This is a genomic window from Curtobacterium sp. MCBA15_013, from assembly GCF_001865095.1.
GTDB lineage: Bacteria > Actinomycetota > Actinomycetes > Actinomycetales > Microbacteriaceae > Curtobacterium.
Genome location: NZ_MJGQ01000001.1, coordinates 1 through 23,327, shown reverse-complemented (window position 1 = coordinate 23,327; position 23,327 = coordinate 1). Strand labels below are relative to the sequence as shown.

Annotated in this window: 24 protein-coding genes; 13 read left to right on the top strand and 11 right to left on the bottom strand. The window is 72.3% G+C overall.

Going from position 1 to position 23,327, the window contains the following annotated elements:
• From BIV01_RS00125 to BIV01_RS00110, 4 genes are all read right to left on the bottom strand, one after another.
• Positions 1-587, bottom strand: a 587-nt coding sequence (locus BIV01_RS00125) for a GNAT family N-acetyltransferase (protein ID WP_083413687.1), incomplete at its 3' end; no start/stop codon positions are given.
• Between the two features lie 2 nt (positions 588-589).
• On the bottom strand, positions 590-1,822 hold the full coding sequence (locus tag BIV01_RS00120; protein ID WP_083413673.1) for a D-alanyl-D-alanine carboxypeptidase family protein: 1,233 nt from the start codon (positions 1,820-1,822) through the stop codon (positions 590-592).
• 48 nt (positions 1,823-1,870) lie between these two features.
• A complete protein-coding gene (locus BIV01_RS00115; RefSeq protein WP_071301545.1) occupies positions 1,871-2,476 on the bottom strand; it encodes a DUF1097 domain-containing protein in 606 nt (201 codons plus the stop codon).
• Complete coding sequence (locus BIV01_RS00110) at positions 2,469-3,758, bottom strand: amidohydrolase family protein (RefSeq protein WP_071301544.1); 1,290 nt, start codon at positions 3,756-3,758, stop codon at positions 2,469-2,471. The genes BIV01_RS00115 and BIV01_RS00110 overlap by 8 nt, the downstream gene beginning before the upstream one ends.
• Positions 3,759-3,907: 149 nt before the next feature.
• Here BIV01_RS00110 and BIV01_RS00105 point away from each other — a divergent pair, with 149 nt between their 5' ends.
• Genes BIV01_RS00105 through BIV01_RS00095 form a run of 3 tightly spaced genes read left to right on the top strand, consistent with a single transcriptional unit; the run spans position 3,908 to position 7,244 of the window.
• Positions 3,908-4,600: a FadR/GntR family transcriptional regulator gene (locus BIV01_RS00105; RefSeq protein WP_071301543.1), complete on the top strand. Its 693-nt coding sequence runs from the start codon at positions 3,908-3,910 to the stop codon at positions 4,598-4,600.
• On the top strand, positions 4,597-5,691 hold the full coding sequence (locus BIV01_RS00100) for an acetamidase/formamidase family protein (RefSeq protein ID WP_071301542.1): 1,095 nt from the start codon (positions 4,597-4,599) through the stop codon (positions 5,689-5,691). Before BIV01_RS00105 ends, BIV01_RS00100 begins: the two co-directional genes overlap by 4 nt.
• Positions 5,688-7,244: an AtzH-like domain-containing protein gene (locus BIV01_RS00095; protein WP_071301541.1), complete on the top strand. Its 1,557-nt coding sequence runs from the start codon at positions 5,688-5,690 to the stop codon at positions 7,242-7,244. Before BIV01_RS00100 ends, BIV01_RS00095 begins: the two co-directional genes overlap by 4 nt.
• 41 nt (positions 7,245-7,285) lie before the next feature.
• Here BIV01_RS00095 and BIV01_RS00090 read toward each other — a convergent pair whose 3' ends face one another.
• Entirely contained in the window at positions 7,286-8,113 is an 828-nt protein-coding gene (locus BIV01_RS00090) for a TrmH family RNA methyltransferase (RefSeq protein ID WP_070419033.1), read from the bottom strand.
• Between the two features lie 107 nt (positions 8,114-8,220).
• On the opposite strand from BIV01_RS00090, the gene BIV01_RS00085 reads away from it, so the two are divergent.
• The 3 genes from BIV01_RS00085 (at position 8,221) to BIV01_RS00075 (ending at position 10,592) form a co-directional block, all read left to right on the top strand.
• Positions 8,221-9,075 (top strand): NAD-dependent protein deacetylase, encoded by an 855-nt coding sequence (locus BIV01_RS00085; RefSeq protein ID WP_071301649.1) that lies wholly within the window; start codon positions 8,221-8,223, stop codon positions 9,073-9,075.
• A gap of 55 nt (positions 9,076-9,130) precedes the next feature.
• Positions 9,131-9,769 (top strand): histidine phosphatase family protein, encoded by a 639-nt coding sequence (locus BIV01_RS00080; RefSeq protein ID WP_071301648.1) that lies wholly within the window; start codon positions 9,131-9,133, stop codon positions 9,767-9,769.
• Between the two features lie 73 nt (positions 9,770-9,842).
• Positions 9,843-10,592 carry a hypothetical protein gene (locus BIV01_RS00075; protein WP_071301540.1) on the top strand — a complete coding sequence of 250 codons (750 nt, stop codon included), beginning with the start codon at positions 9,843-9,845 and terminating at the stop codon, positions 10,590-10,592.
• A 51-nt stretch (positions 10,593-10,643) separates the two neighbouring features.
• Here BIV01_RS00075 and BIV01_RS00070 read toward each other — a convergent pair whose 3' ends face one another.
• Positions 10,644-11,726: a glycosyltransferase family 4 protein gene (locus tag BIV01_RS00070; RefSeq protein ID WP_071301647.1), complete on the bottom strand. Its 1,083-nt coding sequence runs from the start codon at positions 11,724-11,726 to the stop codon at positions 10,644-10,646.
• A 5-nt stretch (positions 11,727-11,731) separates the two neighbouring features.
• Complete coding sequence (locus tag BIV01_RS00065) at positions 11,732-12,745, bottom strand: alpha/beta fold hydrolase (RefSeq protein WP_083413672.1); 1,014 nt, start codon at positions 12,743-12,745, stop codon at positions 11,732-11,734.
• A 155-nt stretch (positions 12,746-12,900) separates the two neighbouring features.
• Here BIV01_RS00065 and treS point away from each other — a divergent pair, with 155 nt between their 5' ends.
• Positions 12,901-14,616 (top strand): maltose alpha-D-glucosyltransferase, encoded by a 1,716-nt coding sequence (gene treS, locus BIV01_RS00060; RefSeq protein ID WP_071301646.1) that lies wholly within the window; start codon positions 12,901-12,903, stop codon positions 14,614-14,616.
• Positions 14,617-14,775: 159 nt separating this feature from the next.
• A complete protein-coding gene (locus tag BIV01_RS00055) occupies positions 14,776-15,522 on the top strand; it encodes a 3'-5' exonuclease (RefSeq protein ID WP_175473596.1) in 747 nt (248 codons plus the stop codon).
• 671 nt (positions 15,523-16,193) lie between these two features.
• Here BIV01_RS00055 and BIV01_RS00045 read toward each other — a convergent pair.
• From BIV01_RS00045 to glgA, 3 genes are all read right to left on the bottom strand, one after another.
• Entirely contained in the window at positions 16,194-16,442 is a 249-nt protein-coding gene (locus tag BIV01_RS00045; RefSeq protein WP_070419036.1) for a type B 50S ribosomal protein L31, read from the bottom strand.
• Between the two features lie 121 nt (positions 16,443-16,563).
• On the bottom strand, positions 16,564-17,346 hold the full coding sequence (locus BIV01_RS00040) for an ABC transporter ATP-binding protein (protein WP_070419037.1): 783 nt from the start codon (positions 17,344-17,346) through the stop codon (positions 16,564-16,566).
• Positions 17,347-17,355: 9 nt separating this feature from the next.
• Positions 17,356-18,555 carry a glycogen synthase gene (gene glgA, locus BIV01_RS00035; RefSeq protein ID WP_071301538.1) on the bottom strand — a complete coding sequence of 400 codons (1,200 nt, stop codon included), beginning with the start codon at positions 18,553-18,555 and terminating at the stop codon, positions 17,356-17,358.
• Between the two features lie 47 nt (positions 18,556-18,602).
• On the opposite strand from glgA, the gene BIV01_RS00030 reads away from it, so the two are divergent.
• Complete coding sequence (locus BIV01_RS00030) at positions 18,603-19,844, top strand: glucose-1-phosphate adenylyltransferase (protein WP_070419039.1); 1,242 nt, start codon at positions 18,603-18,605, stop codon at positions 19,842-19,844.
• A gap of 87 nt (positions 19,845-19,931) precedes the next feature.
• Positions 19,932-20,570: a phosphoserine phosphatase SerB gene (gene serB / locus BIV01_RS00025; RefSeq protein ID WP_083413671.1), complete on the top strand. Its 639-nt coding sequence runs from the start codon at positions 19,932-19,934 to the stop codon at positions 20,568-20,570.
• 115 nt (positions 20,571-20,685) lie between these two features.
• Here the strand turns inward: serB and fabG are convergent, their stop codons facing one another.
• Complete coding sequence (gene fabG / locus BIV01_RS00020; RefSeq protein WP_070419041.1) at positions 20,686-21,399, bottom strand: 3-oxoacyl-ACP reductase FabG; 714 nt, start codon at positions 21,397-21,399, stop codon at positions 20,686-20,688.
• 166 nt (positions 21,400-21,565) lie between these two features.
• Here fabG and BIV01_RS00015 point away from each other — a divergent pair, with 166 nt between their 5' ends.
• The 3 genes from BIV01_RS00015 to BIV01_RS00005 are packed head-to-tail and all read left to right on the top strand — an operon-like array spanning position 21,566 to position 23,267.
• Entirely contained in the window at positions 21,566-21,985 is a 420-nt protein-coding gene (locus BIV01_RS00015) for a DUF3099 domain-containing protein (protein ID WP_070419042.1), read from the top strand.
• Positions 21,985-22,293 carry a hypothetical protein gene (locus BIV01_RS00010; protein WP_070419043.1) on the top strand — a complete coding sequence of 103 codons (309 nt, stop codon included), beginning with the start codon at positions 21,985-21,987 and terminating at the stop codon, positions 22,291-22,293. Before BIV01_RS00015 ends, BIV01_RS00010 begins: the two co-directional genes overlap by 1 nt.
• Complete coding sequence (locus tag BIV01_RS00005; RefSeq protein ID WP_083413669.1) at positions 22,290-23,267, top strand: SURF1 family cytochrome oxidase biogenesis protein; 978 nt, start codon at positions 22,290-22,292, stop codon at positions 23,265-23,267. The genes BIV01_RS00010 and BIV01_RS00005 overlap by 4 nt, the downstream gene beginning before the upstream one ends.
• The last annotated feature ends 60 nt before the right edge of the window (positions 23,268-23,327 follow it).

The following is a 23,327-nucleotide window of genomic DNA, read 5'->3' as shown; positions in this document are numbered from 1 at the left end:
GGGTCGCGGGGCGGCGGGCTGCCCGGCTCGCGGGGCAGTGGCACGGTGTCGGGGGTCGGGTCGGTCGCCAGGCGGGCGTGGGTCTCGACGTCGAAGCGGTCGTCGCCGTAGTGGAGCTTCTCGCGTTCCACTCCCTCGGCGCGGAACCCCGCCCGGGTCGCGACCGCGCACGACGCCGGGTTGTTCGTGCGGTGCCCGAGTTCGAGGCGGTGCAGGCCGAGGGCAAAGGCGTCCTCGGCGGCGGCGGCGAGTGCGCGGGTCGCCAGGCCCCGTCCGCGGGCCTCCGGTGTGAGCCAGTACGAGACCCACGCGGTGCCGTGGGTGTGCTCGATGGCCGTCACCCCGACGCAGCCGACGACCCGGGCCCCGGCGCCCCCCGACCCGTCCGCGACGTCAGCGACCTCCGCGACGATCGCCCAGTACCGGGCGTGCCCGTCGAAGCGGTACGTCGCCCCGATGAACGCTCCCGCCGCCGCGACGTCGTCGAACCGCACGCCGCCGAACTGGCGCGCGAGCTCCGGGTCCGCCGACGCCGCCAGCAGCACCGGCGCGTCGGACGACCGCCACGGGCGCACGGAGGCCGGCACCGTCACGCGCCCTGGAACGGGTTCGTCCACCGCCACCAGACGCCCGGGTCGTCGATCGGCCGCTCGAGCACGAGCGGCACCGTCACCGGGTCGTGGTCCGTGATGGTGAACCGCACCGTGCCGACGCGCTCCCCCTTCGTCCCGAGGGTGATCTGCTCGAGCTTCGTCCTCGCGGACACCTTCGTCCGGCCCCACACGAGCACCTCGGCCGCGGACCGCGACACCGCGTCCGCCTCGTCCTGCCACGGCGTCGAGAACGTGCCGAAGGTCTGCCCGGCGTGGGCGAGCGTGACGACCTGGAAGTTGTCGGCGACCGACCGGAGCAGCCGCTGGACGTCGACGTCGAGCGAGTCGTGGTCGACGCCACCGAGCATCGCGCCGACGACCGTGACCTCCTTGCCGCCGCGCTCGTACGTCGCTGCGAAGAGCAGGCAGGCGCCGGCCTCGTCGAGCGTGCCGGTCTTGATGCCCTCGACACCGTCGAGCCCGAGCAGCTTGTTCGAGTTCTCGATCGCGCCAGCGCCGGGCACCGTGACCTGCTTCGTGCCGACGACCTCCTTCACCACCGGGTTCGCGAGGGCGAGCTGCCCGAGTTCGACGAGGTCGGTGGCCGTCGAGGTGTTGTGCGCGTCGAGGCCGGTCGGCTCCTCGATCGTGGTGTGGTCGAGTCCGTGCTCGTCGAGCCATTCGTCCGCCGCCTGGCGGTAGGCGTCCATCGAGCCGAAGGCCCAGAGCGCCAGCGACCCGGCGTAGTTGTTCGCCGACTTCATGAGCATGACCTGGAGCGTCTGGTACTCCGAGAGCTGGAGGCCGGCGGGCATCGGCGCGACCTCGCCGTTCACTGCGAGGTACTTCGCGTACAGCGCCTGCATCCCGGGGCTGAAGGTGATCGTCGGGCCGGACTCCCCCGGCTGCAGCGGCTTCTCGTCGAGCACGACGAGCGCCGTGACGACCTTCGAGATGCTCGCGATCGACCGGGGCTTCGTGTCGCCGCTCGTGCGCAGGCTCTCGGGGAAGTCGGTGGCCTCGACCGCGGTGGCGCCGTAGCCGGGGAACGTCAGGTCCGGCACCGACGACGTGGGCGCGGAGTACGTCGTGGTCGAGGCGCTCGCCGGGGCGAACGGCACGACCGCTGCGGCCACGAGGTAGCCGACCGCCAGCACGAGCACGGCGACGACCGAGATGGTCACCGGCCTCCGGACGGCGGAACGGGGGCGGCGGACGACTCGTGACACGGGAACCGAGCGTACCGGGGGCGGGTACCCCGTGGCTGCGAGGACGCGCTAGGCGCGCGTCGGTGCGGGGTCGGACTGGAGGCGCGGCTCGCCCCCGACGGCAGCCGTCGCGTCCGACGGGACGCCGGCCCCACCGCCGTCGGGTCCCGTCGGGCGCGCGAAGGTCCACCTCCGCGACAGGTACGCGAAGACCGGGCCGGCGGCGTTCATCACCACGACGGACACCCACGCTGCCCACACGTTGCCCGGTGCGAAGCCGAAGCCCCCGAAGTACGTCGCGAAGAAGGACGCGAACCCGAGGAACATCCCGGGGACCAGCGCGAACGCACGGACCCGGCCGGTGCACATCAGCGCGGTGTTGCACACGAGGATCACGACGCCGAGCACGACGTTCCGGGCGAACTGCCCGTCGCCGAGGAGCGTGCCGATCCGCTGGTCGACGAGCACGATGACGAGGGCGAACGTCGACCCCACCGGCATCGTCGCCCAGAGCCGGGTGGCGTTCCGGAGCGTGGGCTTCGGCCCGAGCAGGAACATCCCCGCCCAGCTGATGAAGATCGCCCAGGTGGGCAGGTTCAGCGCCGTGCCACCGATGAACGCGGTGGCGCCGGCCAGGACGGAGGCGACGATCTCGTGCGGGATCCGTTCACGCATTGCTGAGTTCCTTCGATCGGGTGGTGCCGGTGGTGAGGACGGTGGTGCGGGTGGTCTCGGCGACGACGCGGCCGCGCTTCACGACGAGGGCGCGGTCGGGACGGTCGAGCAGCACGCCCGCCGGGTCAGTGGTCGAGAGGAGCACGAGGTCGGCGTCGGCGCCGGGACGGATGCCGTAGGTCTCGGCGATCCCGACGACCCGTGCAGCCGAGGTCGTCGCCATGTCGAGGACGCGGGCAAGGTCCTCCGGTCCGGACAGGTGCCCGACCTGCGCGAGCAGCAGCCCGATGTCGAGCAGGTCGGCGTTGCCGAACGGGGTGAAGGCGTTCCGCACGTTGTTCGACGAGTACGCGCTCGTGACGCCCGCGGCCCAGAGGTCGCGGACCGGGACGACACCGCGGCGGACGTCGTGGTCGTCGGCGCGACCGCCGAGGTGCAGGTCGGTCGCCGGCAGCGGGACGACCGCGACCCCCGCCTCGGCGAGCCGCGCGAACAGGTCGGCCCGCTCGGCCGACGGCAGGCTCGCGGACGAGGTCATGTGCCCGAGCGCGACCCGGCCCTGCATCCCGCGGCGGACGACGGCGTCGGCGATGACCCGCGCGAGGGCGAACCGCGGGTCGCTCGTGTCGTCGGCGAAGTCGGCGTGCAGGTCCGCCGGCACGTCGAACTCCTCGGCGAGGTCGAGGACGGTCTCGACGTGCTCGTGGCACTCGGCGAGGGTCCGCTCGTTGTACGTGCAGCCGCCGATCACGTCCGCGCCCGCACCGAGCGCCTCGCGCAGGAGGGCGAGGGTCCCCGGCGCCTTCGCGATGCCCTCCTGCGGGAACGCGACGATCTGCAGGTCGACGGCGTCGCGGTACTCGTCGCGGAGCCCCAGCAGGACCTCGACGCCGGTCAACCCGACGATCGGGTCGACGTCGGGATGTGCGCGGACCAGCGTTGTGCCGTTCGTGATCGCCTGGTCGAGCAGGGTGCGCGCGCGGTCCCGGACCGAGCCGTGCGTGAACCCGCGCTTGAGTTCCCCGGTGACGGCGATCGCCCCGGCGAGCGTCCCGTCCGGGTTCGGACGTTCCCGGTCGAGCAGGGCCTTGTCGACGTGCAGGTGCGACTCGACGAACCCGGGCACGACCACGCGGCCGGCGCAGTCGACGACCCGGGTGGCCGGGTCGCCGGGGACGGTGCCGACGGCGGCGGTGACCGCGGTGATCGTGCCGTGTTCGACGACGACGTCGACGAGGCCCGGCTCGTCGACCAGGCGGGCGTTGCGGAGGACCAGGTCCACGACGGACCCCTCTTCTTCATCGGTGGTCGGTTGACGCCACCCACCATTCGCCCGTCGTGTTTCCGGCTCCGTCGCCAGCGTGTGACGGGCGTGTAAAAGTTGGTCGTACCAATGAGCCAAGCGGACCAACGGCCCCTAGGCTCCTGCCCATGCAACGAGGACGCACCCTGAGCGCCGCCACCGCCGCGCACCTCGCGCGCCTGGTGCTCGAGGATCTCGCTCCGGGTGACAAGCTGCCCCCGGAACGGACCCTGGCCGAGGACCTCGCCGTGTCGCGCACGACCGTCCGCGAGGCCATGCAGGAACTCGAACGCCGACGCCTCGTGTCCCGGACGCCCGGTCGCGGGACGGTCGTGCTCCCCCGGTCCGAGGAGGCCACCGCGCTCCTCGAACGCCAGACCGGTGTCGGGCACGCCGAGGACCTCGCGCACCGGGCCGAGAACGTCGCCGAGTTCCGGGCCGTCGTCGAGCCCCAGGTCGCCGCGCTCGCCGCAGCCCGTGCCGGCGAGGCCGACCTGCTCGCGCTCGAACGGATCCTGCAGGCCACGCACGCCGGCCTCAGCCCCGAGGAGTCCCTCGCGCAGGACGTCGCGTTCCACGTGCAGGTCGCCCGGGCCTCCGGCAACCCGCTCCTGGTCTCCCTGTGCGAGCTCAGCAGCGGCTGGGTGCAGGACGTCCGCGCCCGGTCCCACAGCACGAGCGAGGGCCGCCGGTCGTCGTTCGTGTGGCACGAGCAGATCCTCGACTGCATCCGCCGACACGACGAGGCGGCCGCCCGCACGGCGATGACCGACCACCTCGCCGACGTCGCCCACCTCGTCGAACGGAAGGCCGACCGATGACGACCCCCGCGATCCCGACCCTCCAGCCCGGAACGGGACCGGTCCGCGCCGACCGCTACCTGCCGGTCGACCCGGACACCGTCCTCTGGGGGCGGCTGCCGAACGCCGACGACCGCCCGGCGATCACCGTCGTGCCGGGCGAGTCGGTGACGATCGACACCGTCAGCCACGAGGGGATCCTCCCCGACCAGGGCAGTGACCCACGTGTCTTCTTCGCCACGCACGGCGTCGCACCGGAGCACGTGCTCGACGACGCCGTCGCGATCGCCCGGACCGGACGCCGCGACCCCGACGCGGACGGACCGCACGTCGTGTCCGGGCCCGTCGGCATCGCGGGCGCACGACCGGGGGACGTCCTCACCATGACCGTCGTCGAGACGCTCCCCCGCGTGCACTACGGCGTCGTGTCGAACCGCCACGGCCGGGGCGCGCTGCACGGCGAGTACCCCGTCGACGGCACGACCGTGAGCGTCTTCGCCGACGTCGTCGACTCCCCCGCCGGACTCCGCGGCCGCATCCCCCTGACGCCCGCGCGCGAACGGTTCGCCCGGTTCCCGCTCGCCCCGTTCCTCGGGATCATGGGCGTCGCGACCCCCGGGGAGCGCCGGCACTCGGTCCCCCCAGGCCGCCACGGTGGGAACATCGACGTGAACCTCCTGCAGGTGGGCACGCAGCTGCACCTGCCCGTCCTCGTGCCCGGTGCGCTCGCGTACGTCGGCGACCCGCACTTCGCGCAGGGCGACGGCGAGGTGGCGCTCACCGCGATGGAGGCCTCGCTCCGCGCGACGGTCCGGTTCGACCTGACACCGGCCGACGAGGCCGCGAGCCAGTTCGGCGACCTCGTGTGGCCGGTCGCCGAGACCCAGGAGTACCTCGTCCCCACCGGGATGGACCCCGACCTCGACGAGGCCGTCCGGGAGTGCGTCCGGCACGCCGTCGCGATCCTCGGTGCGCGCTGGGGGATGGAGCCGCACCTGGCGTACGCCTACCTCTCCGCCGCGACCGACTTCGACATCTCGCAGGTGGTCGACCTCGTCACCGGTGTCCACGCCCGCATCCGCAAGGCCGACTTCGAGGAGCCCGCCCGATGACCACGCACCCCGACGCCCCCGAGGGTCTCCTCGAGGCACTCGACGCGTACGAGGCCGCCCTGCTGACGAACGACCTCGACGCCCTCGACGACGCGTTCGTCGACGCACCCGGCACGATGCGCGGCGACGACCGCGGGCTGCTCGTCGGCCACGACGCGATCAGCGCCTTCCGCGGAGCCCGCGGCGGGGTCGCGACCCGGACGCTGACGCGGATCGAGGTCCGGCCCCTCGCCGAGGACCTCGCCCTCGTCGTGTCGGTGTCCCGGTTCACCGCCGGCGGCCACGGCCTCCAGACCCAGCTGTGGCGCCGCACGGCCGCACACGACGACACCGGCCCCGTCGCGCGCTGGCGCATCGAGGCGGCACACGTGACCGGCCGCCCCCGCGCCTTCGACCCGACCGTCTGGCGGGCCGTCGGCGACCCGCTCGTCGCCCCCAGCGCCTCCGGGCCGCTCGACGGGCGCACGGTCGCGGTCAAGGACCTCTACGCCGTGCCCGGCCAACCCGTCGGTGCCGGCAACCCCACCTTCCTGCGCGAGGCGCCCGTCGAGACGGCCGCGGCACCGGCGGTCGCAGCCCTCCTCGCCGCCGGTGCCGCGATCCGCGGGATCGCACGCACCGACGAGTTCGCGTACAACCTCACCGGACGGAACGAGCACCACGGCACACCGCCGAACGCCGCGGACCCGACGCGGCTGCCAGGAGGCTCGTCCAGCGGCTCCGCGTCGGCCGTCGGTCTCGGCATGGCCGACATCGGGATCGGCACGGACACCGCCGGGTCCGTCCGGGTCCCCGCCTCGTACCAGGGGCTCTGGGGCCTCCGGACGACCCACGGCACGGTCCCCCGCGACGGCCTGCTCCCCCTCGCACCGTCCTTCGACACCGTGGGGTGGCTCACCCGCGACGCCGAGACGCTCCTCGCCGCGCTCGACGCCACCGTGCCCGACCCCGGGACGGCCCCGGCACCGACGCCCCTCGTCGTCCCGGAGGAACTGCTCGCCCTGGTCGACCCCGACACCGCCGCGGCGTTCTCCGCGTTCACCCGGTCCCTCGACGACGAACCCGACCGGATCCGGCTCGCAGACCTCGGCGTCCCCGCACCCGACGAGCTCCGCGAACTGCTCCGCCTGGTGCAGGCCGCCGAGGCCGTCGCCGCCCACGGAACCTGGATCGCCGGACACCCCGGCGCGCTGAGCGCCGTCGTCGGGGACCGGTTCGCAGCAGCCGCCGCGAACGACCCCGCCGCCACCGCCGACGCGGTCCAGCGCCTCGACGTCGTCCGGGTCACCATCCGCCGGGCGCTGGTCGGCCGGACCCTCGTGTTCCCGACCGTGCCGGGCCCCGCGCCGCTCGTGTCCGCCGACGCCGCCGCACTCGAGCGCACGAGGACCGCGACCACGGGGATGACGAGCCTCGCGAGCGTGGGCGGCCTCCCGGCGGTGAGCGCCCCCGCCCTCACCGTCGACGACGCCCCGGTCGGCGCGTGCCTGGTCGGCGCGGTCGGCACCGACCGCGACCTGGTGCGCCGCGCACGAGACCTGACGACCCGCTGAGGCGAGCCGGACGACGGAGGCGACCCGCGCCTCCCCGCCCCTCAGGCCCGCGCGGAAGCGAGCCGCTGCGCGTGCGTGACCGCCCAGAGCCCGACGGCGCTCGCCGCGGCGACGTTCAACGAGTCGACGCCGTGCGCCATCGGGATCCGCACGGTGGTGTCGGCGGACGCGATCGCCGCCGGCGTGAGGCCCTGCCCCTCGGTACCCATCACGAGCGCCACGCGGTCCGGGACGTCCGCGACGAACGCGTCGAGGTCCACCGAGCGGTCCGTCAGGGCCATCGCGGCGAGGTGGAAGCCCTGCGCCCGGAGCTCCTCGCCGGCGGCCGGCCAGTCGCCGATGCGGGTCCACGGCACCTGCAGCACCGTGCCCATGCTGACGCGGACGCTGCGCCGGTAGAGCGGGTCGGCGCAGCGGGGGCTGACCAGCACGGCGTCAGCCCCGAGGCCGGCGACGCTCCGGAACACGGCGCCGACGTTGGTGTGGTCGACGATGTCCTCGAGCACCACCACGACCCTCGCGTCGCGCACCACGTCCGCGACGCTCGGCAGCTCCGGGCGGTGCATCGCGGCGATGGCGCCGCGGTGCATCCGGAAGCCGGTGAGGTCCTCGAGCAGGTCGTCGGGGCCGACGAACACGGGGCCGTCGTGGTCCGCGACGACCGGGAGCACGCTGTCGAGCCACTTCTCCTGGACCAGCACGCTCCGCGGGACGTGCCCGGCGCGGACCGCCCGCTCGATGACCGTGTTCGACTCGGCGATGTACAGGCCGCCCTCCGGCTCGGACACGCGCCGCAGGGCGACGTCGGTGAGCCTGGCGAAGTCGTCGAGGCGGGGGTCGTCGAGGGAGTCGATGCGGACGGCGTGCACGGGGCTCGTTTCGGGGTCGGTGTGGGGCTCGGAGGCGGCGGGGCACGGCCTGCGTCGTCCACGGGAAGTGACCGGGGCGGTCGGCTGTTGAGGGTACCGTGAACACGATGGCGACGAGCGAACCGACCAGCCCCGCGAGCGCGACCGCGTCCGCGCACGCCCTCGACCGCGCCGTCGAGCTCCTCGCCGGCAAGCGCATCGCCGTGCTCTCCGGCGCCGGGCTCAGCACGGACTCCGGCATCCCGGACTACCGGGGTGCCGGCCGCGTCGTCCGGAAGCCGATGACCTTCCAGGAGTTCCGCGCCGACCCCGCCAAGCGGCAGCGCTACTGGGCCGGCTCGCACCTCGGCTGGCGCACCTTCGCCTCGGCCCGTCCGAACGCCGGGCACCAGGCCCTCGCGGCACTCGAACGCGACGGCATCGTCACGGGGGTCGTCACGCAGAACGTCGACGGACTGCACCTCCGCTCCGGATCACGTCGGGTCGTCGAGATCCACGGGTCGATGGACCGTGCCGTCTGCCTCACCTGCGGGCAGGTGTTCTCTCGCGCCGACCTCGCGACCGTGCTCGACCGGGACAACCCGTGGATCGACGAGCCCGGGTCGGTCCAGCTCCAGCCCGACGGCGACGTCGAGATCACCGACGTCGACCGCTTCCGGGTGCCGGACTGCTCGGTGTGCGGCGGGGTGCTGAAGCCCGACGTGGTGTTCTTCGGCGAGTTCGTCCCGGCCGAGAAGTTCCGCGAGGCCGTCTCCATCGTCGCCGAGGCCGACGCGCTCCTCGTCGTCGGCTCGTCCCTCACCGTGAACTCCGGCGTCCGGCTCGTCGACCACGCCGCGCGACGCAAGCACCCCGTGGTCATCGTGAACCGCGGCACGACCCGCAGCGACCCGCGGGCAGCGGTCAAGATCGACGCCGGTACGACCGAGACGCTCGAAGCCCTCGCGGCACGTCTGCGATGAGGTGCCGCGCCGCGTCCGGGACGAGGTGCCGCGCCGCGTCTGGGATGATCGTGCGGTGACGACGCTCCTGTACCTGGTCCGGCACGGCGAGACCGACTGGAACGCCGAACGGCGCATCCAGGGCTCGACGGACATCCCCCTGAACGACACCGGACGCCGACAGGCCCGCTCCACCGCGACCCTGCTCGACCGCCGGCGGTTCGACGCCGTCGTCGCGTCGCCGCTGTCCCGGGCGTTCGAGACCGGATCGATCATCGCGGACCACCTCGGTCTCGCAGCGCCGACCACGTACGCAGGGCTGGCCGAACGCTCCTACGGCGAGGCCGAGGGCCTGACCGACGACGAGGTCCGCGAGCGCTACCCGCACGACGACATCCCCGGCCGCGAGTCCCGCAGCGCGTTGCTCGACCGCGTCACCGAGACACTCGCCGAGATCGCGATCCGGTACGACGCCGGCAGCGTCGTCGTCGCGACCCACGGCGCCGTGATCCGCAGCATCGTCAACGCCGCCGCCCCCGGCACAGCCGACCGGCACAGCACCCCGATCCGGAACGGATCCGTGCACTCGTTCCGGTGGGACCCCGAGCGCTTCCACGCCGAGCTCGTGCGGTTCGACGACCCGATCGACGGGGTCTCGGACGGGCCCGGCCGGTACGCCTTCGAGTACCAGAACCCGCTCGAGCGCCGCGGGTAGCCGCTGCGCGCTGTCGGTGGTGTCGTACTAGGCTCCGATGCACTCGCAGACCCGAGCGTGTGAGGGGGCTGACATGACCGTCGACGGACCCGGTGGTGGGGGCGCTCGGCCCGGCTGGCCGCAGTCGCCCGATCCGGACGACCTCGATCGTGCCTTCGGCCCGGGCACGGCATCCGTCCCGGTGCGGACCCCGCGGCAGCGTGTCCGACGCAGCGCCCTCGTCGGCGTGGGCGTGATCATCGCGGCCGGTGTGCTCGCCGTCGTGCTCGTCACGATCATCGGCAGCGTGCAGAACGGCGTCGGCGGGGTGTTCCCCCGCCCCGATGCCGCGCTCGACCGGTTCGGCAGCGCCGCGCGGGAAGTCGACGGTGTCGAGGGCGTGCGCGACTCGGAACCGAAGAAGACCTCGTTCGCGAGCTACGACGTCGAGTCGACCGTCTCGGTGTCGCCGACGCTCTCCGACGAGGAGCGGACCGCGGTCGTCGACGACCTGCGCGCCGCAGCGAAGGCGGCGAGCGGCAACGGCGTCCGGGTGTTCGCCGTGGCGGACCTCGGTGCGCTCGAGATCGGGGTCTCCCCGGACGAGCGGACCACGGAACAGCGTCTGACGCTCGCCCGGCAGCTCGACGCGATCGGCGGTGTCTCGGGCGTGCGGTGCTCCTGGGGCGACGGCGGCCCGTCGGACGAACCAGCCGACCAGGCGATCACGGTCGAGACGATCGGGCGCGGGGCTGCGCTCGACGCCGTGGTGGCGAAGGCGACGCAGGAGGCGCAGGCGGTGTTCCCGGGGGCCACGGTGGCGGCGGAGCGGCCGTCGTCCTGAGGCGGGTCGGTGCGCGCGACCGGTAGCCGACGCCTGCTGGCTCGGGCCGGCCTACTGCCCGGGGGTGGCCCCGCGGGCCGCGACCACCTGCTCCACCGCGCGGACGACCTGTTCCGCCGAGGTCTCCCACCGGAATCGCCCGGCCTGCACGACCGATGCCCGCGAGGCATCGTCCCACCGTGCCTCGAGCCGGCGCACCGCAGCCGCGACGGCCGACGGTGACGACGGGTCGAAGTACTCCGCGACGTCCCCGCCGATCTCGCGGAAGATCGGGATGTCACTGACGACCACCGGCGTCCCGACGCCCATCGCCTCGACGAGCGGTATGCCGAAGCCCTCGTCGTACGACGCCGTCGCGAGGGCCGTCGCCGACCGCAGCACCGACAGGTACTCGTCGTCGGAGGCGCCGTCGTGGAACACGATCGACCCCGCCGGCGCGAGCCGTTCGAGCCGCGCACGATCGGCGTCGGACACCCGGGACATGCAGTGCAGCACCCAGTCCGCGCCGAGCAGCGGCATCGCGGCGGCGAGGGTCTCGACGTTCTTGTACGGCATGAACGAGCCCATGTACACGAGGGACTTCTCGCGCGGACCGCCCTCGGGCCGAGGGGTCGCGGGATCGGCGGCGTTGTACGCGACGGTGACGGGGCGCTTCGTCAGCCGGTACTCGGCGATGAGGCCGGCGGTCGTCTCGGACACCGTCACGACCCCGTCGGCGCCGTTCAGGAGCAGGCGCTGCGGCACCCAGCTGAGGTGGAAGGCACGCCAGCCGAGGCGGAGGGGCCACGAGAACTCCCGCGGGGGCGTCCGGTTCCGGTAGTAGATCAGGTCGTGGAGGGTCAGCACGAGGGCGTACTGCCGACCGCGGGACCCCATGGTCTGCATGGGCGAGAAGACGGCGTCGAGCCCGAGGCGGTTGACCTTCCGCGCGACGAGGGGCTCCCCCGGCTCGGTCGGCGCGGGCAGGAGTTCCCACGGCAGGTCGGACGGCAGCGACTCGAGCTGCCGCTCGTCGTGCACGAGCAGGGTGTAGTCGTGTCGCTCTGGCAGGTGGGCGACGACGCCGGCCGTGAACCGGCTGATGCCGTCGTGGCGGCCGATGCGGACGTAGCGGCAGTCGATCCCGATGCGCAGGCGGGTCACGACGCGGCACCGTCGGCCGGCGGGGTCGGCGTCGCCCTCGGCTTCGGTGTCTCCTTCGGCTTCGGTGTCTCCTTCGGGGCACGCTTGGACCCCGGCTGCGCTCCCTTGCGGCCCCGCTTCGGGGCGTCCGCCATCCGTCGCAGCACCGCGGACGCAGCGGCGCCGGGCGTCTCGTAGTGCACGAGGTGTCCGACGTGCGGCACGACGACGAGCTCGGCGTCCGCGAGGCGTGCGGCCAGGGCACGCTGCTCGGGCACCGCCGTGATGTCGTCGCGCTCGGCCGCGATCATGAGCACCGGCACGGTGATGCGATCGGCGTACTCGGCGACGTCGTGCGTGACCGAGGTGCGGAACGCCTCGAGCACGCTCGTGCGGTTCGCGAACGCCGAGAAGTACCGGTCGTGCTGGTCGTGCACCCAACGCCGGAGGTCACGGTCGTGCGACTTGAGCATCGCCAGGCTCATCACGCGCACGATCGCCGGGTTGCGGAGCAGTCCGAGCCCGAGCGGCTTCGGCAGCACGGCGCCGGCACGGTAGTACCCGATCGCGATCGCCGTACCGACCGCACGCGGACCCTGCAGCGCCGGGGCGGCGATCGGGTTCACGAGCACGAGCAACCGCGTCGCGAGGCCGGCGGCGACCGTGGCGGCCACGACGATCGACCCGAACGAGTGCCCGAGCACCACGGTGTCCGCACCGAGACCGAGCGCCGCGTGGAAGCCGCGCAGCCACGCGACGTAGGAGTCGATGTCGGACACGGGCAGCGGATCGGAGATGCCGAAGCCGGGCAGGTCCGGCACGATCACCCGGACCCCGTCGAGGTGCGCGGCGATCGTCTCGAGGCCGTGGTGGTCGCCACGGAACCCGTGCACGGCGAGGACGGTCTGGGTCGCGTCGGACGGGCCGTACTCCCAGAAGTGGGTGGTGCGGCCGTCGACCTGCACGGAGCGGTGGACGACCGGGGTGGCGGCCATCAGCGACTGGTACGGGGAGAGCACGGGCGGTTGCATCCCCGTCAGTCTACGAACGCGCGCCGGTGCGCCGACGTCACCCACGCTGGAGGGTGGACGACTCGCGGCCGCGACGTGCCTGTGGAGGACGACCCGCGCCTCCAGGCCGTGCATTCTCCGGACAACTCCATGCACCGCGGCCTAGCGTGTCCATGGTGACGTTCACCGCCCCGATCCAGCTCCCCGGCCTGACACTGGACCCGCAGTGGTACAAGCGCTCGGTCTTCTACGAGTGCATGATCCGCTCGTTCGTCGACTCGAACGGCGACGGCATCGGGGACATCCAGGGCGTCATCGGCAAGCTCGACTACCTGCAGTGGCTCGGGGTCGACGCGCTCTGGCTGCCGCCCTTCTTCCAGTCGCCGATGCGCGACGGCGGGTACGACATCGCCGACTACAAGGCGATCCTCCCCGAGTTCGGCACCCTCGACGACTTCCGCGAACTCGTCACCAAGTCGCACGAACGCAACATGCGCATCGTCATCGACATGGTGATCAACCACACCAGCGACCAGCACGAGTGGTTCCAGCAGTCCCGTGAGGACCCGGACGGCCCCTACGGCGACTTCTACGTCTGGCGCGACACGGACACCGACTACGAGAACATCCGCATCATCTTCGTGGACACCGAGGAGTCGAACTGGACCTTCGACCCGGTCCGCCGCCAGTTCTTCTTCCACCGGTTCTTCTCGCACCAGCCGGACCTCAACTTCGAGAACCCGGCCGTCGTCGAGGCCGTGTACGACGTCGTGCGGCACTGGCTCGACCTCGGCGTGGACGGGCTCCGGCTCGACGCGATCCCCTACCTGTTCGAGTCGGAGGACGGCAACGGCGAGGGCGAACCCGAGACGCACGAGTTCATCAAGAAGCTCCGCGCGATGGTGGACGACGAGTACCCCGGGCGTGTCCTGCTCGCCGAGGCGAACCAGTGGCCGCGCGAGACCGCCGCGTTCTTCGGCACCGACGAAGAGCCCGAGTGCCACATGGCGTTCGACTTCCCGGTGATGCCGCGCATCTTCTACTCGCTCCGCGCGCAGCACGCCGCCGAGCTCAAGGCGATCCTGTCCGAGACGCTCGACGTGCCGGCCTCCGCTGCGTGGGGTGTCTTCCTCCGCAACCACGACGAGCTCACGCTGGAGATGGTCAGCGAGGAGTACCGGCAGGCCATGTACGGCTGGTACGGCTACGACCCGCGGATGCGCTCGAACATCGGCATCCGGCGACGCCTCGCTCCCCTGCTCGACAACTCCCGCGCGGAGCTCGAACTCATCCACGCCCTGCTGTTCTCGCTCCCGGGGTCGCCGTTCCTCTACTACGGCGACGAGATCGGGATGGGCGACAACATCTGGCTGCCGGACCGCGACTCCTCGCGCACGCCGATGCAGTGGACGCCGGACCGCAACGCCGGCTTCTCCACCGCGGACCCGGGCAAGCTGTACCTTCCCGTCGTCCAGTCCCTCGTGTACAACTACGCGCAGGTCAACGTCGAGGCGCAGCTCGCCCAGTCCCGGTCGCTGCTGCACTGGGTCCGCAACGTGATCCACGTGCGGAAGGCGCACCCGGTGTTCGGGCTCGGCACGTTGGACGTGCAGGACACCTCGAACGACTCCGTGCTCGCGTTCGTCCGGTCGTGGGAGGGCTCCGGCTCCGGCCACCAGTTCGGCCCCTCCGCCGAGGACGTCTTCTGCGTCTTCTCCTTCGCCACCAACCCGACGTCGGTCACCATCTCGGCGCCGGAGTACGCCGGGAGGCCGTTGTACGACCTCTTCGGCGGCGGCTCGTTCCCGTCGTTCGACGCGGAGGGCCAGGTCACGCTGACGATGGGGACCCAATCGTTCTACTGGCTGCACGTGGGTGCGCCGGTCGGGTAGCGGCGTCCTGGAGGCGCGGCTCGGCCCCGGTGCGCGGGTCGCGTCCCCCGTCCGGTCGCGTCGCGCCCGGAGGGCGGGTCGAGTCCCCCGTCCGGTCGCGTCGCGCCCGGTGGGCGGGTCGCGTCTCGGCGTGTCGGTGCTCCCGGTTAGCCTGACCGCGTGACGTTCCCCACAGCGCAGCTCGACTCCCCCGCTCCGGCCCAGGATCTCTCGGGACGGCCCTGGTGGCACGCACTCGGCGTGTTCGACCTCGAGACCACCGGCGTCGACGTCGAGACCGCCCGGATCGTCACCGCCCACGTCGGCCTGATCGACATGACCGGTCGCTCCATCGTCGAGGGCGCCTGGCTCGCCGACCCCGGTGTCGAGATCCCCGAGGGCGCCGCCGCCGTCCACGGCATCACGACCGAGCGTGCCCGCGCCGACGGTCGCCCCGCCGCCGAGGTCGTCGCCGAGATCATCGCCGCGGTCGAGGCCGTCTTCGCCCGGGGCATCCCGCTCGTCATCTACAACGCCCCGTACGACCTCACCGTCCTCGACCGCGAGGCCAAGCGCCACGGCATCGCCTCCCCGGTCATCGGGAACGTCGTCGACCCGCTCGTGATCGACAAGGCGCTCGACACCTACCGCAAGGGCAAGCGCACGCTCGAGGCCGCGTCGGAGCTCTACGGCGTCACCCTCTCCGATGCGCACGACGCCGGAGCCGATGCCATCGCGGCCGGGCGTGTCGCGCAGGCCATCGCGGCGAAGTACCCCGAGGAGCTCGGCGTCTCCGCCGAGGAGCTCCACCGCAAGCAGGTCGGCTGGTGCGCCGAGCAGGCGTCCTCGTTCCAGGACTACATGCGGAAGAAGCGCGACCCGGCCTTCACCGCCGACGGCCGCTGGCCCCACCGCAACGCCGGCTGAGGCGCCTGTCGGCCTGGCGTCGAACCGCGCTTCCGACGCCGAACCACGCCCGTCGCCTGCCTTCGAACCACGAATCCGACACCGAACCACGCCGCTCGCCTGGTTCCACGTCGGATCCGTGGTTCGACGCGCGCACCGGCCGGCCCGCCCGCGTCCCGCACGGACCCCCGCGCCGCTCCCGCACGGCCGCACAACCAAAGTCCGCCCGAACCGCGCCATCAGACAGCGCGAACGCCCTTGCGCTGTGCGCCGGCAATCCGCACCGCCCGACCCTCCGGCCGCACCAGCGCTACGTCGGCCGCACCGCACGGAGCACACCGCACAGCCCCACCGCCCGCGCCGCCCGGCCGAGCGCGGCGTCGAACCACGCTTCCGACGTCGAACCACGCCGCTCGCCTGGTTCGACGTCGGTTCCGTGGTTCGAACCGTCGCCGCGGCCGCGCCCGCACCGCCCGGCCGCAACGCGCACCGCCCACCCAACGTGCCACGCCCCGGCCGCACCGGCCGCCCAACGTGCAGCACCGCCCGGCCGCGACCCCCACCGCCCGCCCAACGTGCCGCCCCGGCCGCCCCGCGCACCGCCGGCCCGACCTGCCACCACACCCCCGCCAACGACGGAACGGGCGGCCCTCCCGCAGGAGAGCCGCCCGTTCGAGCGTCCGGAGGACTGCTTACTTGCCGAAGCTCTTGAAGCGCTGGTTGAACTTCTCGACGCGACCGGCCGAGTCGAGGATGCGCTGCTTGCCCGTGTAGAACGGGTGCGACGCCGACGAGATCTCGACGTCGATGACCGGGTAGGTCGCACCGTCGAGCTCGATGGTCTTGTCGCTGTTCGCGGTCGAACGCGTCAGGAACGTCTCACCGGAAGCCAGGTCACGGAAGACGATGGCGCGGTACTCGGGGTGGATGTCGGTCTTCATGGAGATTCCTCGGTTGCGATGATGGGGACGTGCGCGGCACTCGTACGAGCACGACGCGGGAAGTCTGCGGCTTGCGCCAGCCGTCTACGTTACCAGACGACCGACCGGATCGGGAGCAGTGTCACGATGCGCGCGCCGTGTACCGGCCGGCGTCCTTCGACACGGTGAGCTCGATGCCGAACGCCTCGGTCAGGGTCGGAGCGGTGAGGACCTCGTCGATCGGCCCGGCAGCCTGCACGTGCCCGTCCGCGAGCACCAGGGCGTGGGTGAACCCGGCCGGGATCTCCTCGACGTGGTGGGTCACGATGACGATGGCCGGCGAGTCCTCGCTCTGCGCGTAGCCGCCGAGGGTCCGTACGAGGCTCTCACGCGCGCCGAGGTCGAGGGACGCGGCCGGCTCGTCGAGGAACAGGATCTCGGGGTCGGTCATCACCGCACGGGCGATCTGGACGCGCTTCTGCTCGCCGTCGCTGAGCTCGCCGAAGGTCCGGTCGGTGAAGGCACCGAGGCCCCACTCGTCGAGCACGCGCTGGGCGCGGCGGACGTCGAGCTCCTCGTACTCCTCGTTCCAGCGGCCCGTCACCGAGTACGCCGCGGTGAGCACGACGTCGATGACCTTCTCGGTGACCGGGATGCGGCGCGCGAGGGCCGTCGACGCGAAGCCGATGCGCGGACGCAGTTCGAACAGGTCGGCGCCGCCGAGCTCGGTGCCGAGGACCTCGACCTCACCCGAGGTCGGGAAGGTCTGGGCGCCGGCGACCTGCAGCAGCGTCGTCTTGCCGGCACCGTTGGCACCGAGGACGACCCAGCGTTCGTCGTCCTGCACCTCCCACGAGATCCCGTCGAGGATGGTGGCCCCGTTGCGGACCACGGAGACGTCTGACAAGCGCACGACCGAGGGCATGCGACCAGCCTAGGGGTTCTGCCCGAGCACCTCGTCGTAGACCTGGCGTGTCCGCCGGGCGATCGCGTCCCAGGTGAACTCGGTCTCGACGCGGAGGCGTCCGGCACGGCCCATGAGCTTCGCGAGCCCCTCGTCGGCGAGCACCTCGGTGAGGGTCGCGGCGAGGTCGGCCACGTAGCGGTCCGGGTCCGTCGGGGTCCCGGTGCCGTCCTGTGCCTGGTCGATCGGCACGATGCGACCGGTCAGTCCGTCCGCCACGACCTCGGGGATGCCCCCGGTGCCGGTGCCGACGACGGGGATCCCGCACGCCATCGCCTCGAGGTTGACGATCCCGAGCGGCTCGTAGATCGACGGGCAGACGAACACGGTGCCCGACGACAGCACGTTGACGATCTCCTCGTGCGCGAGCATCCGGTCGATCCAGACCACCCCGTCACGAGCGGAACGCAGCGAGTCGACCAGACCCGTGACCTCGGCCATGATCTCCGGCGTGTCCGGCGCACCGGCGCAGAGCACGATCTGCACGTCCGCCGGCAGCGAGGCCACCGCGCGCAGCAGGTACGGCAGGCCCTTCTGCCGGGTGATGCGTCCGACGAACACGACCGAGCGACGCGACGGGTCGATCCCGAGCGCGCGGACGGCGTCCTCGTCGACGGTGGGCTTCCACTCGTCGATGTCGATGCCGTTGTAGACGACGTGCACCTTCGCGGGGTCGATCGACGGGTACGAGCGGAGGATGTCCGCGCGCATCGCCTTCGACACGGCGATGACACCGTCGGCGTGCTCGAACGCCTCGCGCTCCATCCAGCTCGACAGCCGGTACCCGCCGCCGAGCTGTTCGGCCTTCCACGGGCGGAGCGGCTCGAGGCTGTGCGCCGTGACGACGTGCGGGATGCCGTAGGTCAGCTGCGCGATGCGTCCCGCCGAGTTCGCGTACCAGGTGTGCGAGTGCACGACGTCGGCGCCCTCGACGTCCGCGGCGATCGCGACGTCGGTGCCGAGTGCCTGCAGCGCGCCGTTCGCCTGCTCGAGGCCGCCGGGCGTGCGGTAGGCCCACACGTCGGCCTCGTCGCGGAACGCCCCGAAGGCGCGGACGCGCACCTCGGTGTCGGTGTCGGACCGCAGCGCCGCGGTCAGTTCGGCCACGTGGACACCCGCACCGCCGTAGACCTCCGGCGGATACTCCCTGGTCAGCAGATCGACTCGCACGCGTTCAACGTAACGGGTTCCCAGTGCTGACGCCTACTGTGAGCGGCATGGCACCAAAGAAGGTCTTCGGCATCGTGCTCGCCGGCGGCGAGGGGAAACGGCTCATGCCGCTCACGGCCGACCGTGCGAAACCCGCTGTCCCGTTCGGCGGGAACTTCCGTCTCATCGACTTCGCGCTCTCCAACCTCGTCAACTCCGGACTGCAGAAGATCGTCGTCCTGACGCAGTACAAGTCGCACAGTCTCGACCGCCACGTCGCCGAGACCTGGCGCATGGAGGGCCTGCTCGGGTCCTACGTCGCCTCGGTGCCGGCGCAGCAGCGGCTCGGCAAGCGGTGGTTCGCCGGGTCGGCCGACGCGATCCTGCAGTCGCTCAACCTGCTCCGCGACGAACGCCCCGACATCGTCGTCGTGGTCGGCGCCGACCACGTGTACCGGATGGACTTCCACCAGATGGTCGAGGCGCACATCGCGTCGGGCCGCAGCGCCACGGTCGCCGCGATCCGCCAGCCGATCGGCCTCGCCGACCAGTTCGGCGTGATCCAGGTCGCCGACGACGACCCGACGAAGATCGAGGCGTTCCTCGAGAAGCCGAAGGACGCCGTCGGGCTCGCGGACTCCCCCGGCGAGATCCTCGCGTCGATGGGCAACTACGTCTTCGACGCCGACGCGCTGGTCGACGCCGTCCTCCGCGACGGCCAGATCGAGGCGTCGGACCACGACATGGGCGGCGACATCGTCCCCGACTTCGTCGCGCGTGGCGACGCGGGCGTCTACGACCTCAAGCGCAACGACGTCCCCGGGTCGAACGAGCGCGACCGGTACTACTGGCGCGACGTCGGGACGATCGACTCGTTCTACGACGCGCACATGGACCTCATCGCACCGGTCCCGGTCTTCAACCTGTACAACCAGGACTGGCCGATCTTCAACCAGCAGACGAACCTGCCCCCGGCGAAGTTCGTCCGCGACGCGAACGGCAACACCGGCTCGACGGTCGACTCCCTCGTGTCGCTCGGCTGCCTCGTGTCCGGCGCCCAGGTCGAGCGCAGCATGATCGGCCCCTGGTGCGGCATCGACTCCGGCGCGAAGGTCCTCGACTCGATCGTCTTCGAACGCGCTTCGATCGGCGCCGGCTCCGTCGTGAACCGCGCGATCCTCGACAAGGACGTGGTGATCGCCCCCGGCGCCCAGGTCGGCATCGACCGCGAAGCGGACGAAGCGCGCGGCTTCACCGTCACCGAGTCCGGCATCACGGTCGTCGGCAAGGGCGTGCGCGTCGACGCGTAGCGTCGCGCGGGCAGGAACGGACGGCCCAGGAGGCGCGGCTGGCGTCATGAACGCCGGCCGCGCCTCCTGAGTCGGTACCGTTGGTGCGTGCCACGCTTCCTCGTCGTCCTCGATGCCGATTCCACGCTCCTCGAGGACGAGGTCATCGAACTCCTGGCCGACACGGCGGGGACCCGGCCACAGGTCCAGGCGATCACGGAGCGCGCCATGCGCGGCGAGATCGACTTCGCCGAGAGCCTCCGGGAGCGGGTCGCGACCTTGGCGGGCCTCCAGGACGACGTCTTCCGGGGTGCACAGCAGGCGGTCCGCGTGACGCGGGGCGCCGATCAGCTCGTCCGCGGCGTGCACGCCGCCGGCGGGACCGTCGGCGTCGTGTCGGGCGGCTTCCACGAGGTCCTCGACCCGTTCGCCGAGCAGCTCGGACTCGACCACTGCCGGGCGAACCGGCTCGAGGTGGTGGACGGCGTCCTCACCGGGCGGGTCCTCGGCGACGTCGTGGACGCGCACGCCAAGGCCGTCGCACTGCGCGAGTGGGCCGCGGCCGACGACGTGCCGATCGTCCGCACCGTCGCGATCGGCGACGGCGCCAACGACCTCGAGATGCTGCGTGTGGCCGGACTGTCGGTCGCGTTCGACGCGAAGCCGCTCGTCCGCGAGCAGGCGGACGTCGCGGTCGTCGACCGTGACCTGTCGAGCGTGCTCGCGACGCTCGGCCTGCGCGGCTGACGCGCCGCCTGACGCGCCGCGCCGGCCGGGCCGAGACTCGGCCCCGCGGACGGTTTCGCGGCCGCTTCGCCACGAAGGTGTCCGCCGAGGCGAGACTCGGCGGGCGCGCCCCGGCCTAGTGCCCCATCCCGAGGCCGCCGTCGACCGGGATGACCGCGCCGGAGATGTACCCGGCCCCGTCGCCGGCGAGGAACAGCGTGGCGTCCGCGACGTCGTCGACGGTGCCGTACCGCGCCGCCGGGATCTGCTTCTTGAACTCGGCCTGCAGTTCTTCGGGCAGCGCCGCCGTCATGTCCGTCTGGATGAACCCGGGCGCGACGACGTTGGCGGTGATGCCGCGGGAGCCGAGCTCGCGCGTGATCGACCGGGCCATGCCGACGAGGGCGGCCTTCGACGAAGCGTAGTTGACCTGGCCGACCTGGCCGTAGGCGCCGACGACGCTCGACATGAGCACGATGCGGCCGAACTTCGCCTTCATCATGCCCTTCGTGGCGCGCTTGACGACCCGGAACGTCCCCGTGAGGTTCGTGTCGATGACGCTCGTGAAGTCCTCCTCCGACATGCGGAGCAGCAGCTGGTCGTTCGTGATCCCGGCGTTCGCGACGAGGACCTCGATCGGTCCGAGCTCGGCCTCGACCTGCGAGAAGGCAGCGTCGACCGAGGCCGTGTCGGTGATGTCGGCCTGCACCGTGAGCGCGCCCTCGGGGCCGCCCTGGCCGCTGCGGGACGTGACCGCGACGCGGTGGCCGGCGGCGACGAAGCGCTCCGCGAGGGCGTGGCCGATGCCGCGGTTGCCGCCGGTGACGAGGACGGTACGGGGGGTGCTCATGGTCGCTCCGTTCGGGGTGGGTTGCACGGCGCGCCGGACCCGGACCGGGTCGGACACGCCCGGAAGAGCGTACCGGAGCCGATACGCGCACCGTGTCCGCGCGCGGCGGAACCATCCGGGCCCGCGCGGAGTTAGGCTTTCCCTCGGGCAGAGGAAAGAACATCGGATGAAGACGACGCACAGCATCACCACCCTCCCGGACTCTCCGGAGCAGGATCGTGCGCACCGCCTGTCCCGGTACGTCTGGCAGATGGCCCTCCGCGTCGTGTTCTTCATCGGTGCGGTCGTCGTGTGGTCGATCTGGCACACGTGGATCGCCGTCATCCCGATCGTCCTCGCCGGCGTGATCCCGTGGGTCGCCGTCATCATCGCCAACGCGGGCAGCCGTGCCGAGAGCGACATCGTGACGCCTGCCGGTGCGATCCAGCTCTACGACGCCGTGGACCCGCGACTCCGCGAACAGCAGGAGGACGCCCGGGCCGAGGCGTACCGCGCCGAGCAGGACCGGCTGCGCGAGCAGGCGCAGGACGCGCAGGCCGAGTGGCAGCGCAACGGTGACCGCTCGCGTGTCTGGGGACGTCGCTGATGGGGGCCACGTTCGACCTCTTCACCGAACCCGGCTCGACCCCCGTGTGCTCGCGTGCCGGCTGCGTGTCGACCGCCTCGTGGCGCGTCAACTGGCGCAACCCGCGGATCCACGCGACCGACCGGGTGAAGATCTGGGCCGCGTGCGACGAGCACCGTGACTTCCTCGCCGACTACCTCCGGTCCCGGTCGTTCCCCGTCCGTGTCACGGGCATGCACGAGGACGTGGACCGCCTCGACGACGAACGCGACCCGGCCGACGCCCCGAAGAACGACGTCGGTGCACGCGCAGCCGGTGACCGTCGGTGAGCCAGCAGTTCGACCCGAGCTCCCGGTACGGCCGACGGCACGCGCAGAAGCTCGAGCGCGCCGCAGCCGCCTCCGCTGCCGACGGCACCACCCGGACCGCCGCGCGTGATCCGGACGAGCCCTTCGTCGGCTGGCGCTTCGTCCGCAGTCGGCGGTGGCTCGGCTACTTCGCCATCGCGGTGGCGTTCGCGATCGTGTGCGCGCTGTTCGGCATGTGGCAGTGGGACCGCCGGAACGAGGCCGTCCGCCAGAACGAGCAGGTCGCGCAGAACTACGAGCACACCCCGGTCCCCCTGGACGAGGCGCTCCCGACGGCGTCGAGCTGGAACGACGGCAAGACCTGGCTCCGCGTGAGCGTCACCGGCCGCTACGACACCGACGACCAGCTGCTCGTCCGGAACCGCGTGCACAACGGCCAGCCCGGCTTCGAGGTCCTCACGCCGCTCGTCACGGACGACGGTCGTGCGTTCGTCGTCGACCGCGGCTGGGTCCCCACCGGCAACGCACAGGACGCCCCCGACCACGTGCCCGCTCCCCCGTCCGGCGAGGTGACGGCGATCGTCCGCCTGCAGCCGAGCGAACCGCGCATCCCCGGCCGCACCGACCCGGCCCACACCGACCAGGTGCAGTCCGTGACGCTGTCCGACGTCGGCAAGAAGGTCGACACGCCCATCTACACCGGGGCGTACGGGCAGCTCGCGTCCGAGTCCCCCGCCCCGACCGAGGCTCGCCCGCTCGGCTGGGAGCGCCCGACGGCCGACACGGGGCTGCACCTCAGCTACTTCATCCAGTGGTTCATGTTCGCGGTCGGCGGGTTCGGGTTCCTCGCCTACCTGATGGTGCAGGAGTTCCGGAACCTGAACCAGGACGACCCCGAGGAGCGCGAGCGCGCCCTCGAGCGCCAGCGCCGCAAGGACGCGAAGCCGAAGACGGACGCTCAGATCGAGGACGAGCTGCTGAACGCGGGTCGCTGACGCCAGCACAGGGCTGACGCCGCCCACGACGGACTGGAGGCGCGGTGCCAGCTGGCACCG